Origin of the sequence: Streptomyces sp. NBC_01717, from assembly GCF_036248255.1 — a bacterium.
Taxonomy (GTDB): domain Bacteria; phylum Actinomycetota; class Actinomycetes; order Streptomycetales; family Streptomycetaceae; genus Streptomyces.
Map to the genome: position 1 here is coordinate 4954424 of NZ_CP109178.1, position 13147 is coordinate 4967570.

A 13147-nucleotide genomic window follows, 5' to 3' on the forward strand; every position below is an offset into this window, starting at 1 on the left:
TGCTCCACCCCGCTCCACCTCACCCCATCCGGATACGGGACAATCGGAACGACTCCTGGATCAACCTACGCGGAGGCAGCGTGTCCGGATTCGTAGAAAAGCCCGAGCCCGTGGTGGTCCCCGGACTCACCCACCTCCACACCGGCAAGGTGCGGGATCTGTACCGGAACGAGGCGGGCGACCTCGTCATGGTCGCCAGCGACCGTATGTCCGCGTACGACTGGGTCCTGCCCACCGAGATCCCCGACAAGGGGCGCGTCCTCACCCGGCTGTCGCTGTGGTGGTTCGACCAGCTCTCCGATCTCGTCCCGAACCACGTCCTGTCCACGGAGCTCCCCGCCGGGGCACCCGCGGACTGGGCCGGCCGGACGCTGATCTGCAAGTCGCTGCGGATGGTCCCGGTCGAGTGTGTCGCCCGCGGCTATCTGACCGGCTCGGGCCTGGTCGAGTACAACGCGTCCCGTACGGTCTGCGGCCTCGCCCTCCCCGAGGGCCTCGTCGACGGCTCCGAACTCCCGGCGCCGATCTTCACCCCCGCCACCAAGGCGGCCGTCGGCGACCACGACGAGAACGTGTCGTACGAGGAAGTGGCCCGCGAGGTCGGCACGGAGACCGCGGCCCAGCTGCGCCGCACCACCCTCGACGTCTACGCCCGGGCCCGGGACATCGCCCGTGAGCGCGGCATCATCCTCGCGGACACGAAGTTCGAGTTCGGCTTCGACGGTGACGAGCTGATCATCGCGGACGAGGTGCTGACACCGGACTCGTCCCGCTTCTGGCCGGCCGCCGCCTGGGAGCCGGGCAAGGCCCAGCCCTCGTACGACAAGCAGTTCGTACGGGACTGGCTGACCTCGCCGGCCTCCGGCTGGGACCGCAAGAGCGAGCAGCCGCCCCCGGCACTGCCGCAGGAGATCGTCGACGCGACCCGGTCGAAGTACCTGGAGGCGTACGAGCTCCTCACCGGCAACGTCTGGCAGTAGGACACGAAGAAGGCCCCGGTCACGAGGACCGGGGCCTTCTTGCATGGAGCGAACGACGAGGTTCGAACTCGCGACCTCAACCTTGGCAAGGTTGCGCTCTACCAGCTGAGCTACGTTCGCATGCGCCGAAGCGCGAAAACCACTATACCCATCCTCGGTCCCGCGCGAGACGCACTGCCGCATGACGGTTCTCCGCGCCGAGCTTCGAGGCGGCCGCGGAGAGGTAGTTCCGTACGGTCCCCTGCGACAAGGACGCCCGCTCCGCGATCTCCGCCACCGGCGCGCCGTCCGCCGCCAGTTCCAGTACCTCGGCCTCGCGCACGGTCAGCGGCGAGTCTCCGGCGGAGATCGCATCGGCTGCCAACTCCGGGTCCACATAACGGTTTCCGGCGTGCACGGTACGGATGATGCCGGCCAGTTGCCGGGCACTGACCGTCTTCGGTACGAACGCCCGCACACCCGCCGCGAGCGCCCGCTTCAGATGTCCGGGGCGGCCGTGACCGGTCACGATCATGGTCCGGCAGCCGGGCAGTTCGGCCCGCAGCGATGTGGCCACACTCACACCGTCCGCCCCCGGCATCTGCAGATCGAGGACCGCCACATCGGGACGGTGGGCCCGCGCCATGGCGAGAGCCTCCGGGCCGGTCGCCGCCTCCGCGACCACCACGAGGTCGTCCTCCAGCGCGAGCAGCGCGGCGAGCGCCCCCCGGATCAGATGCTCGTCGTCGGCGAGCAGTACACGTACCGCGCTCATCGCCGCCCCTCCAGAGCCGCAGGACGGCTTTCCCCGCGCGTCAGCGGGATCCTCGCCGTCAGCCTGAACATTCCGGCGCCCACCGGACCCGCGTCCAGCGAACCGTCGAGGACGCCCAGCCGCTCCCGCAGCCCGGCCAGCCCGGAACCGCTCTCCCCGGCCGCCGTGCACGGTGCCCCGTCGTTCTCCACGTCCAGCACCACCCCGTCCGCCGAGGTGCTGAGCCGGATCGTGCAGAGCCGGGGGTCACCGTGCCGCAGGACATTGGTCGCCGCCTCCCGCACGGCCCAGCCGAGCGCCGACTGCACGGCGGCGGGCAGCTGCCCGCCGCCGTCGCCCGTCACCTCGCACACGATGCCGGCCGCCTTCAGCACGCCCTGCGCGCCGACCAGTTCCGTACTCAGATCGGCCTCCCGGTATCCGCGGACTACATCGCGCACCTCCTGCTGGGAGGCGCGCGCGATCCGTTGCACCTCGACCATCTGGTCCACGGCCTCCGCCCTGCCGCGCTGCGCCAGCTCCACCGCCAGTTCGCTCTTCAACGCGATCACGGCCAGATTCCGGCCCAGGACGTCATGCATGTCCCGGCCGAACCGCAGCCGCTCCTCGGCGACGGCCAGCCGCGCCTGCAGATCCCGGGCGCCCTCCGCCTGCCACATCACGCCGAGGCTCCAGACGCTGGGCCGTATGGACACCAGGACCAGGAGGCACCCGAACATCGTCGTCGGGATCACCCCGGCCAGGATGCCGCCGCGCACCCCGACGGCGGCGAAGAGCCCGACGGTCAGGGCCGTCAGGACCAGGGACTGGACCAGGAAGGTACGGGCCGGGACGAGCAGCACCTGGGTGATCATCAACGCCATTGGGGTGTTCATGACCAGCAGAAGCAGCCCGTCGTCGTCGATGCCGCCTGCGCCGCTCAGCGCCGCCAGCAGCCCCAGGGCCAGCGCCATCAGCGCCGACGGCGCCACCAGCCGGCGCCGGGGGAAGACGGACGTGCCGAGATAGTGCTCGTACGACGGCTTCACGTTCCTGTTGCTCAGCACGCACTGCGCGAGGCTCACCAGCAGGAGTGTCCCGCCCAGTGCCAAGGGCAGCGGATCGTGCGAGATGTCCGAGGAGAAGGGCGCCAGTCCCCACGCCAGCGTGAAGAGCCAGGGCATCACCGCCACGGTGAACCGCGAATAGAGAGAAATTCGCTCGAGCTTGCCGCGCTCCTGCCAGCCGCGCTGCCAGCCCAGCATCCGTCCCCACACAGCACAGCCCCCTCAGCGCCGGGGTTCCCAGCGGAACCACCGCTGCACAGCAAACACCGCAAGCGCCGTCCAGACCAGCGCGTTGAGCCCTGCCCGGAGCAGCTCGGCGCTCTCCCCTCCGCCGAGCCAGCCGGTCCGTACGAGGGTCATCACCCCGGTCATCGGCAGCAGTTCGCACACCGACGCCAGTCCGTCCGGGAGCACGTTGAGGGGTACGAAGAGCCCGGAGCCCACCATCGAGACGAGGAACAGCGGCAGGGTGGTGAGCTGCGCGGTCTGGACGGTGCGGGTCATCACAGAGGTCGCTGCCGCCAGTGCGGTGAGCATCACCGCACCCAGCAGCAGCCCGGCGGCGAGCAACTCGGGCCGCTGCGGCCCGTCGAGCCCGAAGGCGGCGGAGCCGACCGAGATCATCAGCGCGGTCTGCACAAGGGCCAGAGCCACGGACGGCAGAGCGGTACCGGTGAGGATCTCCCGGTCGGGTACCTCTCCGGTACGCAGCCGCTTGAGCACCAGATCCTCGCGTCGTGCGACGTAGGCGGCGGCCAGGTTCATGTAGACGACCTGGATCAGCACCATGCCGACGCCGCCGCTCAGTGCCGCTCCGGCGACGCTCACGCCGGTGCCGGCGAGGTCGACCGATTCGAGCGACGACTTCATCGCCGCGACCATCACGACCGGGACGAGCAGCGCGACGAAGACCGCCGTCCTGTTCCGCAGGAGCAGCGTCAGCTCGGCCCGCCCGAGAGCGCGCAGCCGTCCCTGGACCGTTGTGCTCGTCATGCCGCCACCGCCGCTTCCTGTCCTGAGGTCTCACGTGCCGTCGTGTCCTGTGCCGTCCGAGCGATATCGAGAAATGCCTCTTCGAGCGAGGCCGAGCGGGCGTCGAGCCGCAGTAGTTCCACGTCCGACTCCTGTGCCCAGCGCAGCAGTTCGCCCAGCGACTCCTGCAGCCGGTGGGTGCGGATCTCGATCCGCCGGCCGTCGGCCGCGGCCCGCAGCCCCAGCGGCAGCCGCCGTGCGCCGACCCCGCCGGGCAGCTCGAACCGGATCCGGGCCGGGCGGGACGCTGTCACCTCGGCAGGCGTGCCCGCCACCACGATCCGGCCCCGGTGCATGATCGCCAGCCGGTCGGCGAGTGATTCCGCCTCTTCCAGGTAGTGCGTGGTGAGCAGGACCGTCGTGCCGCCGTCCCGCAGCGTCCGTACCAGCTCCCAGGTGTCACGCCGCCCCTCGGCATCGAGCCCGGTGGTCGGCTCGTCCAGGAAGAGCACGTCCGGCCGGCCGAGCAGCGCCAGTGCCAGATCGAGGCGCCGCTTCTCGCCGCCGGAGAGCTGCTTGACCCGTACGCGCGCCCGGTCGCTGAGCCCGACCAGTTCCAGCGCCTCGCCGGTGGGCCGCGGCGCACTGGTGCATCCCGACCACATCCGCAGGGTCTCGGCGACCGTGAGATCGGACGGGAATCCGCCTTCCTGGAGCATCACCCCGATCCGGGGGCGGACGGCGGCGCGCTCGCGATACGGGTCGTGGCCCAGCACCCGGACGAGACCGCCGTCGGGCCGGGCCAGCCCTTCCAGCAGTTCGACGGTGGATGTCTTGCCCGCGCCGTTCGTCCCGAGCAGCGCGAAGATCTCGCCGCGCGCCACGGAGAAGGAGATCCCGGTCACCGCCTCGAAGCCGCCGGCATAACGTCGCTGCACTCCGTCCGCCGCGATCACGCATTCATCAGTGGTCATGCCTTCAGGTTTCCGCCGGATGGCGGCCGCGAGCAGTGCGAGCTGTCATCACTGCCCATGACAAACGTCATGGGCGGTCACGGAGCAGGGCGTCGGAATACGACGAAGGCCCTGGTCGATATCGACCAGGGCCTTCGAACAACACGATCAAGAGCGGACGACGAGATTCGAACTCGCGACCCTCACCTTGGCAAGGTGATGCTCTACCAACTGAGCCACGTCCGCATTGCTGCCGCTCAGCTTTCACTGGGCGGTGCGAACACCACTCTACCTGATCCACCGGAGTGGTCCATAAGAGTGATGCAGAGCGGGTGACAGGAATTGCACACTGCGCCTTCCCCCTGGAAGGGGGATGTTCTGCTACTGAACTACACCCGCACGCTGCGTGAGGTTCGGCCTTTTCGGCCTTGCCCCTCGGCGTGCTCCAGACTCTAGCCGACCTGATGGGGTGTCGCGCAAGTCGGTGCCTGCGGGGTGTCGCCGCAAGGTGGGTTCCGGTGTCCCTCAACTCGCCTCGCGGAAGGCCTCGTAGACCTTCTTGGGGATCCGGCCGCGGGCCGGTACGTCCATTCGGTGGGACCGGGCCCAGGCGCGCACGGCCGCCGGGTCGGGCGCGAGCGAGGTGTGCCGGTACGACACGGGGGTCTTGCCGTGCTTGCTGGCATTTGTCTGCTTACGGCCGGCCGCCATGTACGGGGCCAGGGCCTTGCGCAGTTTCTTTGCATTGGACGGATTCAGGTCGATCTCGTACGACTTCCCGTCCAGGGCGAAGGCAACCGTTTCCGCCGCTTCTCCCCCGTCGATGTCGTCGGAGAGCGTGACCACTACGCGCTGAGCCACGGATATTGGTCCTTTCCTGCGGCATCGGCGCGTCTGACATGCGCTGATGCCGGCCTTCCGGCTGCTGGGCGGATGGGGGCCGACATGTGTCGACTGTTTAGAGGCAATACTGCTTTCCCTGCTAATCATTTGTACAGCGGTAGGCACCGCATTGTGAAGCCCAGCCAATTACCTGCGCGTGTCCACCTTCTATGCGCGATCCTGTGAGGATTTTTTTCGCGGGACTTTTCCCGCACGTTGTCACGGCCGATATCTCCGCGTGATCAGGGCCCGGTGATATCTACCCGCGTAGAATTTCCGGCCAGGTAGGCTGAGGTCACCTGCGGGGGTCTGGGGAGCCCCCCGGAGAAACAGCCGCACCACACCACCACCGGGAGTGCCAGTGGCACGCGTCGTAGTCGACGTCATGCTCAAGCCCGAGATCCTCGACCCGCAAGGACAGGCGGTGCAGCGCGCACTGCCCCGTCTCGGCTTCGAGGGAATCGCGGACGTACGTCAGGGAAAGCGTTTCGAGCTCGAGGTCGAGGGGCCGGTCGACGACGCCGCCCTCACCCGCATTCATGAGATGGCCGAGACGTTCCTCGCCAACACCGTCATCGAGGACTTCACCGTGAAGGTGGAGAAGGCCGAGGAGTCGAAGTGACTGCTCGTATCGGAGTCGTCACCTTTCCCGGCACGCTCGACGACCAGGACAGCCTGAGGGCCGTACGCGTCGCGGGCGCCGAACCCGTATCGCTGTGGCACCGCGACAAGGACCTGCACCAGGTCGACGCGGTCATCCTGGCGGGCGGTTTCTCCTACGGCGACTATCTGAGGGCCGGAGCCATCTCCCGGTTCTCGCCGGTCATGGAGACCGTCATCGAGCAGGCGAAGGCCGGAATGCCGGTCCTCGGTATCTGCAACGGCTTCCAGATTCTGACCGAGGCACATCTGCTGCCCGGCGCGATGCTGCGCAACAACCACCTGCACTTCATCTGCCGCGATCAGAAGCTGCGCGTCGAGAACGCGGAGACCGCCTGGACCTCGGACTACTCCGCGGGCCAGGAAATCTCCGTACCGCTCAAGAACATGGACGGGCGTTACGTCGCCGACGAGCGCGTCCTCGACGAGCTGGAGGCGGAGGGCCGCGTCGCCTTCCGCTACCTGGATGTGAACCCCAACGGTTCGCTGCGCGACATCGCCGGCATCACCAATGCCGCGGGCAACGTCGTCGGTCTGATGCCGCACCCGGAGCACGCCGTCGAGCCGCTGATCGGAACCGGTCGCACCGACGGCCTCGGTTTCTTCACCTCGATCATCAAGAAGCTGGTCAACGCATGAGCCTGGATACGGTCAAGCACGCGGCCGAGACCCCGGACGTCGCGCAGCCCTGGAAGGAGCTCGGCCTCAAGGAGGACGAGTACGCCCGGATCCGCGAGATCCTGGGCCGTCGTCCCACCGGCGCCGAACTCGCCATGTACTCCGTGATGTGGTCCGAGCACTGCTCGTACAAGAGCAGCAAGGTCCACCTCAAGCAGTTCGGTGAGAAGGTCCCCGCCAACGACGCGATGCTCGTCGGCATCGGCGAGAACGCCGGTGTGGTCGACGTCGGTCAGGGTTACGCGGTCACCTTCAAGGTCGAGTCGCACAACCACCCCTCGTACATCGAGCCCTACCAGGGCGCGGCCACCGGCGTCGGCGGCATCGTCCGCGACATCCTCGCCATGGGCGCCCGCCCCGTCGCGGTCGTCGACCCGCTGCGGTTCGGCGCGGCCGACCACCCCGACACCAAGCGGGTACTGCCCGGCGTCGTCGCGGGCATCGGCGGGTACGGCAACTGCCTCGGTCTGCCGAACATCGGCGGCGAGGTCGTCTTCGACGCCTGCTACCAGGGCAACCCGCTCGTCAACGCCGGCTGCATCGGCGTGATGAAGCACGAGGACATCCACCTCGCCAAGGCGTCCGGCCCCGGCAACAAGGTGATCCTGTACGGCGCTCGCACCGGCGGCGACGGCATCGGCGGCGTCTCGGTCCTGGCCTCGGAGACCTTCGAGTCGACCGGCCCGGCGAAGCGCCCGGCCGTCCAGGTCGGCGACCCGTTCCAGGAGAAGCTCCTGATCGAGTGCACCCTGGAGATCTTCGGCGAGAAGCTCGTCGCCGGTATCCAGGACCTCGGCGGTGCGGGCCTTTCCTGCGCCACCTCGGAGCTGGCCTCCGCGGGCTCCGGCGGTATGCGCGTCGAGCTGGACACCGTTCCGCTGCGCGACTCCTCCCTCTCGCCCGAGGAAATCCTCATGAGCGAGTCGCAGGAGCGCATGTGCGCGATCGTCGAGCCGGACAAGGTCGACCGCTTCATGGAGATCTGCGAGAAGTGGGACGTCATCGCCACCGTCATCGGTGAGGTGACCGAGGGCTCGCAGCTGGAGATCTTCTGGCACGGCGAGCAGATCGTCGACGTGCCGCCGCGGTCCGTCGCCCACGAGGGCCCGACGTACCACCGCCCGTTCGCCCGCCCGTCCTGGCAGGACGCGCTGCAGGCCGACGACGCGAACAAGCTGGCCCGCCCGGCGAACGCCGCCGAGCTGCGCGAGCAGGTCCTCAAGCTGGTCGCCTCGCCGAACCAGGCCTCCAAGGCGTGGATCACGGACCAGTACGACCGGTTCGTGCAGGGCAACACCGTGCTCGCGATGCCCGAGGACGCCGGCATGGTCCGGATCGACGAGAAGTCGAACCTGGGCGTGGCCATGGCGACCGACGGCAACGGCCGGTACGCGAAGCTCGACCCGTACACGGGCGCGCAGCTCGCACTGGCGGAGGCGTACCGCAATGTCGCCACCTCCGGCGCCAAGCCGCTCGCCATCTCGGACTGCCTGAACTTCGGTTCGCCCGAGGACCCGGACGTCATGTGGCAGTTCGCCGAGGCCACCCGTGGTCTCGCGGACGGCTGCCTGGAGCTCGGCACCCCGGTCACCGGCGGCAACGTGTCGCTGTACAACCAGACCGGTGAGACGGCGATCCACCCGACGCCGGTCGTGGCCGTGCTCGGTGTGATCGACGACGTGACACGGCGTACGCCGGTCGCCTTCAAGGAAGAGGGCCAGCTCCTCTACCTGCTCGGCGACACGCGTGAGGAGTTCGGCGGCTCGGCCTGGTCCGAGGTCGTCCACAACCACCTCGGCGGTCTGCCGCCCAAGGTCGACCTGGGCCGCGAGAAGCTGCTCGGCGAGATCTTGATCTCGGCGTCCCGCGACGGCATGGTCGACGCGGCGCACGACGTCTCCGACGGCGGTCTGATCCAGGCGGTCACCGAGTCCTGCCTCCGTGGCGGGAAGGGTGCCCGGTTGGTCGTGCCGGACGGTCTGGACGCGTTCACCTTCCTCTTCTCGGAGTCGGCGGGCCGCGCGGTCGTCTCGATTCCGCGCAGCGAGGAGCTCCGTTTCAACGACATGTGCGGTGCGCGGGGTCTGCCCGTCACCCGGATCGGTGTCGTGGACGGCGAGGAGATCGAGGTCCAGGGCGAGTTCAGCATTCCGCTGAGCGAGCTCCGCACGGCGCACGAGGCGACGATTCCGGGTCTGCTCGCCTGAGCCGGTGCCGTGTCAGCGCTTTGAGCGAAGCCCCCGTCCGGTCCACCGGGCGGGGGCTTCGTCATCGCGTGCGTACCGGTGCCGGATCGGTCCGGCGGTGGTGAGCGGCAGCGTCACTGCGGCTCGGAGTACGGCCTGGGCTCCTTCGCGACCGAGGCCGACCTGGGCACGGCGCCCGCCGGCTGCCCGTAGGCTCGCTGCCATGCCGCCGTCCCAGAAGCGCGCCCGTCGCTACGACCTCGTCCGGACCCGCACCGCCGTACAGGCGCAGTTCGCCCATGTCCGGGCCGCGGTCAGTACTCTGACGCCGGATCAGCTGGCTCTGCCGACCCGGCTCGGGGAGTGGACGGTGCGCGAACTCGCCGCCCATCTGACAATGGCGGTCTCGAACGTCTGCCGGAACCTGGAACTGCCGGAGCCGCCCGGCGAGAAGCCCGAGCTCGCGCTGCTGGAGTGGCCGTTCTCGACCGCCGAGCGGGCCGGCCGGATCACCGACGACGCCAAGGCGCTCGCCGCGGACCGCCCCGATCTCGACGCGCTGTACGCGGAGGCCGCCGAGCGGTTCGAGGCGGTGGTGCCGGGCGTGGGCGAGGACCGGTTGCTGCCCACCCGGGTGGGCGTGATGCGGCTGGGTGACTTCCTCGTCACCCGCACGGTCGAACTCGTCGTGCACACGGACGACCTGAACGCGGCGGCCGGGCTGGACATCCCGTACGACCGGCAGGCCCTCGCCGCCTGCACCCGGCTGCTCACGGACGCTCTCGCGGAGAAGGCGCCCGGCGGTTCGGTCGAGGTGCGGGTCCCGCCGTTCTCGGTCGTCCAGTGCGTCCAGGGTCCGAAGCACACCCGCGGTACGCCGCCCAATGTCGTCGAGACCGATCCGCTGACCTGGATCCGGCTCGCCACCGGGCGTACGCAGTGGTCCCGGGCGCTCGACGAGGCGAAAGTCAGCGCGAGCGGTGAGCGGGCCGACCTGAGCGACCTGCTGCCACTGCTCGGCTGAAAGGCGGGGAACCGGATCGGACCCTCGTACCGTCACATGGCCATGTTCGGACAACGAATGACTGTCAGCGTCCTGGCTCTCCTCACCCTCGCCGCGTGCGGTACGGAGTCGGGTTCCGGCTCGGGGTCCGGCGACGGCAGCGGCACCGTACGGACCGACCTGCCCGTCACCGGCGTCCACTGGAACGTCGATTCGGTGACGGTCGGAGGGAAGAGGACCGTGGCCCCGGACGGCGCGCACGTCACGATCACACCCGACGGCAGGGCCACCGGCAACTTCGGCTGCAACCACTTCACCGCCCCGGTCCGCGTGGACGGTGACACGGTCACCGTGAAGCCGGCCACGGCCACCGAGATGGGTTGCGAGAAGGATCTTCAGCAGTTCGAGCGGGCCCTGTCCAGCACGTTCAGCGGCAGACTCACCGCTGCTGTGGCGGAGAAGAGCCTGACCCTGACCACGGCGAAGGGCGACTCCATCGCCTTCACCTCGGAGCGTGCCGCCCCGCTCGTCGGCACCACCTGGACCGTCACCGCTCTGGTCTCCGGTTCGGCCTCCTCGTCACTGCCCGCCGGTGCGGGGAGGAAGGCGCAACTGAGCTTCGGCAAGGACGACTCCGTGCAGGGCAGCCCGGGCTGCAACCAGATCCGCGGCACCGCGACGGTCTCCGGCTCCGCCATCACGTTCGGCCGGATCAACGGCACGAAGATGATGTGCCCGGATCCGCAGATGAAGGTGGAACGCGCGCTGCTCGCGATCCTGGACGGGAGGACGACGTACAGGATCGATCACCGCACGCTGACCCTCACCGCCGCGAACGGCGAGGGTTTCAGCGCCACGGCACCCGCACCCGGGAAGTGAGTCAGGCCCCCGTCGAGTACGGGAGCAGGCCGGCGTCCGTCCTCTCCCAGGACGCCCGCAGCTCGGCCAGCAGCTTCGGTTCGGCCTGTGCCCGGTCCGCCTGTTCCCGCTGGTCATGGGCGAGCTGGAACAGCTGGTCGGTCCCGCTCCTGCCCCGGTAGTACTTCCAGCCGCCGCGTCGCAGCGCCCGCTCCCCGCGTACCCGCCAGAACAGATCCCGCTCCTTCGGCTCCTCGCCCCTCAGCAGGTATCCGGCGAGGCTGATGCCGTCCAGCGGGTACGCGGGGTCCGGCCGCGCGCCGCCGAGCTCCAGCAGCGTCGCGGTCCAGTCCGGCGAGAACACCGGCAGACCGCTCACCTGGTGCGGGTCGATCCTGGCCGGCCAGCGCAGCACTGCCGGGACCCGGATCCCGCCCTCCTGCAGCGAGGACTTGTTGCCGGAGAGCGGCCACTGGTACGAGAACCGCTCGCCGCCGTTGTCGCTGGCGAAGAAGACCAGGGTGTCCTCCGCCTGGCCGGACCGCTCCAGTGCCTTCAGCACCTCGCCGACCGAGCGGTCCAGGTCCTCCACCATCTGTTTGTACTTCGCGACCGAGCCGCCGTCCGCGTGGAACAGCCCCGCCAGGCCCCCGGCCCTGATCCTGCGGACGATCTCGGCGCTCTCGGCCGTGTCGCCCTCCGCGATCCACGGCCAGTGCGGGGTGGTGAAGTTGAGATTGAGCAGCCACGGCTTGTCGTGGTCGCGCCGTACGTACTCGCTCGCGCGCTCGGTCAGGATCCGCGTGTAGTAGCGGAGGTCCTTGTACTCGGCGTCGCCCTCGTACAGGTCGTACTCGCCGGCGAGGCCGAGCTTGGAGTAGTACTCCAGCGCCCCGCCGAAGTTCCCGAAGAACTCGTCCCAGCCGGACTTGGTGGGGCTGTAGTCCGGCAGATAGCCGCAGTGCCACTTGCCGATCAGCGCGGTGGCGTACCCGACTCCGCGCAGCAGAGAGGCGAGCGTCGGGTGCGTGGGTTCGAGGCCCACCGACCGGTCCGCGATGGGCTCGGCGAGACCGCCCTTCGTACGGCCCGGGTAGCGCCCGGTGTAGAGGCTGAAACGGGTGGGGGAGCAGGTCGCGGAGCCGGAGTAGGCGTCCGTGAACCGCACGCCCTGGCGGCCGAGACGGTCCAGGTTCGGGGTGCGGATGTGCGGGGAGCCGTACGAGGAGAGGTCGGCCCAGCCGAGGTCGTCGCCGAGGATGAAGAGGATGTTGGGCCGCCGGGAGTGCTTGCCGCGGGCCGCCCGGAAGGGACGCTCACGGGACGCCTCGTCGGGAGCGGCCGCAGCCGCCGAGACAGGCGTGGCGGCGGAGGCGGGCGTGGCGACGGCCGGGATTCCGACCGCGGCTGTTGCGGCGGTCGCGCCGACGGCGGTCCCGAAGGCACGCCGGGTCAGCGATATCGAATCCGCACTTTCGTTCGAACTACTTGGGTCGCGAGAAGGCATGACTGCTCCAGGACAGGGCTCGGCCGCGCACGGCGGGGCGGAGGGAGGCCTAACCCGACCCGTCAGGCGTCACCTGCGGACATGCGGACGCGCACACGGGTACGAGTGAGGGAAAGCAGGAACGGAAGCGGAGGACGCCGACGCGAGGGCGGGCTCGGCGCCGTCAGCAGGCGCGCGTCGACGCGGTGTGCGTCGCGGAAATCAGGCGCAGCGACAGATGGCGCTCGCGACACGTCCCAGATCGACGTGGCGGCGCTCCACGAGCGTGACCGAACGGTCACCGAGAGGCTGCATGGGGCAGGAGCCTGCCAAGGAGGCATGCGCCTGTCAACGCCGGTCTCGCACTCCGGACGTCGGCCGACGCGCCGCGGGGCAGCGAGATCCGAAACCGGGACCGGTGCGATCCACGAACCGAGGTGTGGTGGCGGGGAAGCCGCATACCGCCCCGTCGGCCCCTCGTCCGGTGTGAGGCTCACCACGAAACGAGCGTTCGGGCAGCGCCTTCACCGGTCCGCCGACCGGCTCGCCGAGCGCGCGCCCGGCGCCGCGGCCCCGTGACATCCGCATGGCCGGAACTGGTCGGTAACCCGCCGCCAGACCGGGCCTCAACCGCCCCCGGCCCCTCCCGCGCTGCCTCCGCAGCCCGCTCGCAGCCGAAAACCATCACT

The 13147-nt window shown here is 69.5% G+C and carries 13 protein-coding genes and 3 tRNA genes; 6 read left to right on the plus strand and 10 right to left on the minus strand.

The genetic code is table 11. The features are described from left to right. Nucleotides 1-80: 80 nt before the first annotated feature. Nucleotides 81-980 (plus strand): phosphoribosylaminoimidazolesuccinocarboxamide synthase, encoded by a 900-nt coding sequence (locus OHB49_RS22440; protein WP_030979960.1) that lies wholly within the window; start codon nt 81-83, stop codon nt 978-980. A gap of 44 nt (nt 981-1024) precedes the next feature. On the opposite strand, the gene OHB49_RS22445 is transcribed toward OHB49_RS22440, so the two are convergent. From OHB49_RS22445 to OHB49_RS22480, 8 genes are all read right to left on the minus strand, one after another. Continuing rightward, nucleotides 1025-1100 (minus strand) — tRNA-Gly (locus OHB49_RS22445). Between the two features lie 22 nt (nt 1101-1122). Continuing rightward, nucleotides 1123-1734 carry a response regulator transcription factor gene (locus OHB49_RS22450; protein WP_030979959.1) on the minus strand — a complete coding sequence of 204 codons (612 nt, stop codon included), beginning with the start codon at nt 1732-1734 and terminating at the stop codon, nt 1123-1125. After that, nucleotides 1731-2978 carry a sensor histidine kinase gene (locus OHB49_RS22455; protein WP_329166580.1) on the minus strand — a complete coding sequence of 416 codons (1248 nt, stop codon included), beginning with the start codon at nt 2976-2978 and terminating at the stop codon, nt 1731-1733. The genes OHB49_RS22450 and OHB49_RS22455 overlap by 4 nt, the downstream gene beginning before the upstream one ends. Nucleotides 2979-3002: 24 nt before the next feature. Beyond that, nucleotides 3003-3773, minus strand: coding sequence for an ABC transporter permease (locus OHB49_RS22460; protein ID WP_329162487.1), 771 nt, complete (start codon nt 3771-3773; stop codon nt 3003-3005). After that, the gene (locus OHB49_RS22465) at nt 3770-4726 is read right to left on the minus strand and encodes an ABC transporter ATP-binding protein (RefSeq protein ID WP_329162489.1); all 957 of its coding nucleotides are present in this window, start codon (nt 4724-4726) and stop codon (nt 3770-3772) included. The genes OHB49_RS22460 and OHB49_RS22465 overlap by 4 nt, the downstream gene beginning before the upstream one ends. A gap of 152 nt (nt 4727-4878) precedes the next feature. Further along, nucleotides 4879-4951, minus strand: a tRNA-Gly gene (locus tag OHB49_RS22470). Nucleotides 4952-5032: 81 nt separating this feature from the next. Next, nucleotides 5033-5104, minus strand: a tRNA-Gly gene (locus tag OHB49_RS22475). Between the two features lie 126 nt (nt 5105-5230). Beyond that, nucleotides 5231-5566, minus strand: a complete 336-nt coding sequence (locus OHB49_RS22480) for a histone-like nucleoid-structuring protein Lsr2 (protein ID WP_030979955.1) — start codon at nt 5564-5566, stop codon at nt 5231-5233. A 382-nt stretch (nt 5567-5948) separates the two neighbouring features. Here OHB49_RS22480 and purS point away from each other — a divergent pair, with 382 nt between their 5' ends. The 5 genes from purS to OHB49_RS22505 all read left to right on the plus strand — a co-directional run bounded on the left by purS (nt 5949) and on the right by OHB49_RS22505 (nt 10993). After that, nucleotides 5949-6209: a phosphoribosylformylglycinamidine synthase subunit PurS gene (gene purS / locus OHB49_RS22485; RefSeq protein WP_030929711.1), complete on the plus strand. Its 261-nt coding sequence runs from the start codon at nt 5949-5951 to the stop codon at nt 6207-6209. Next, nucleotides 6206-6886, plus strand: a complete 681-nt coding sequence (purQ, locus tag OHB49_RS22490) for a phosphoribosylformylglycinamidine synthase subunit PurQ (RefSeq protein ID WP_030929707.1) — start codon at nt 6206-6208, stop codon at nt 6884-6886. Before purS ends, purQ begins: the two co-directional genes overlap by 4 nt. Then, a complete protein-coding gene (gene purL / locus OHB49_RS22495) occupies nt 6883-9132 on the plus strand; it encodes a phosphoribosylformylglycinamidine synthase subunit PurL (RefSeq protein WP_037854022.1) in 2250 nt (749 codons plus the stop codon). The genes purQ and purL overlap by 4 nt, the downstream gene beginning before the upstream one ends. A 202-nt stretch (nt 9133-9334) precedes the next feature. Beyond that, complete coding sequence (locus tag OHB49_RS22500; protein ID WP_329162492.1) at nt 9335-10135, plus strand: maleylpyruvate isomerase family mycothiol-dependent enzyme; 801 nt, start codon at nt 9335-9337, stop codon at nt 10133-10135. A 57-nt stretch (nt 10136-10192) separates the two neighbouring features. Beyond that, entirely contained in the window at nt 10193-10993 is an 801-nt protein-coding gene (locus OHB49_RS22505) for an META domain-containing protein (protein WP_234433064.1), read from the plus strand. 1 nt (nt 10994) lies between these two features. Here OHB49_RS22505 and OHB49_RS22510 read toward each other — a convergent pair whose 3' ends face one another. Both OHB49_RS22510 and OHB49_RS45850 read right to left on the minus strand, forming a co-directional pair. After that, nucleotides 10995-12479: a sulfatase family protein gene (locus OHB49_RS22510; RefSeq protein ID WP_329162496.1), complete on the minus strand. Its 1485-nt coding sequence runs from the start codon at nt 12477-12479 to the stop codon at nt 10995-10997. A 201-nt stretch (nt 12480-12680) separates the two neighbouring features. Continuing rightward, nucleotides 12681-12773 (minus strand): putative leader peptide, encoded by a 93-nt coding sequence (locus tag OHB49_RS45850; protein ID WP_352303411.1) that lies wholly within the window; start codon nt 12771-12773, stop codon nt 12681-12683. Nucleotides 12774-13147 lie beyond the last annotated feature (374 nt).

Coding starts and splice junctions, on each gene's coding strand:
- purL (WP_037854022.1), top strand. CDS start 6,883: ATGAGCCTGGATACGGTCAAGCACGCGGCCGAGACCCCGGACGTCGCG.
- OHB49_RS22460 (WP_329162487.1), bottom strand. CDS start 3,773: ATGACGAGCACAACGGTCCAGGGACGGCTGCGCGCTCTCGGGCGGGCC.
- OHB49_RS22510 (WP_329162496.1), bottom strand. CDS start 12,479: ATGCCTTCTCGCGACCCAAGTAGTTCGAACGAAAGTGCGGATTCGATA.
- OHB49_RS22450 (WP_030979959.1), bottom strand. CDS start 1,734: ATGAGCGCGGTACGTGTACTGCTCGCCGACGACGAGCATCTGATCCGG.
- OHB49_RS22505 (WP_234433064.1), top strand. CDS start 10,193: ATGACTGTCAGCGTCCTGGCTCTCCTCACCCTCGCCGCGTGCGGTACG.
- OHB49_RS22455 (WP_329166580.1), bottom strand. CDS start 2,978: ATGCTGGGCTGGCAGCGCGGCTGGCAGGAGCGCGGCAAGCTCGAGCGA.
- OHB49_RS22500 (WP_329162492.1), top strand. CDS start 9,335: ATGCCGCCGTCCCAGAAGCGCGCCCGTCGCTACGACCTCGTCCGGACC.
- OHB49_RS22465 (WP_329162489.1), bottom strand. CDS start 4,726: ATGACCACTGATGAATGCGTGATCGCGGCGGACGGAGTGCAGCGACGT.
- OHB49_RS45850 (WP_352303411.1), bottom strand. CDS start 12,773: ATGCAGCCTCTCGGTGACCGTTCGGTCACGCTCGTGGAGCGCCGCCAC.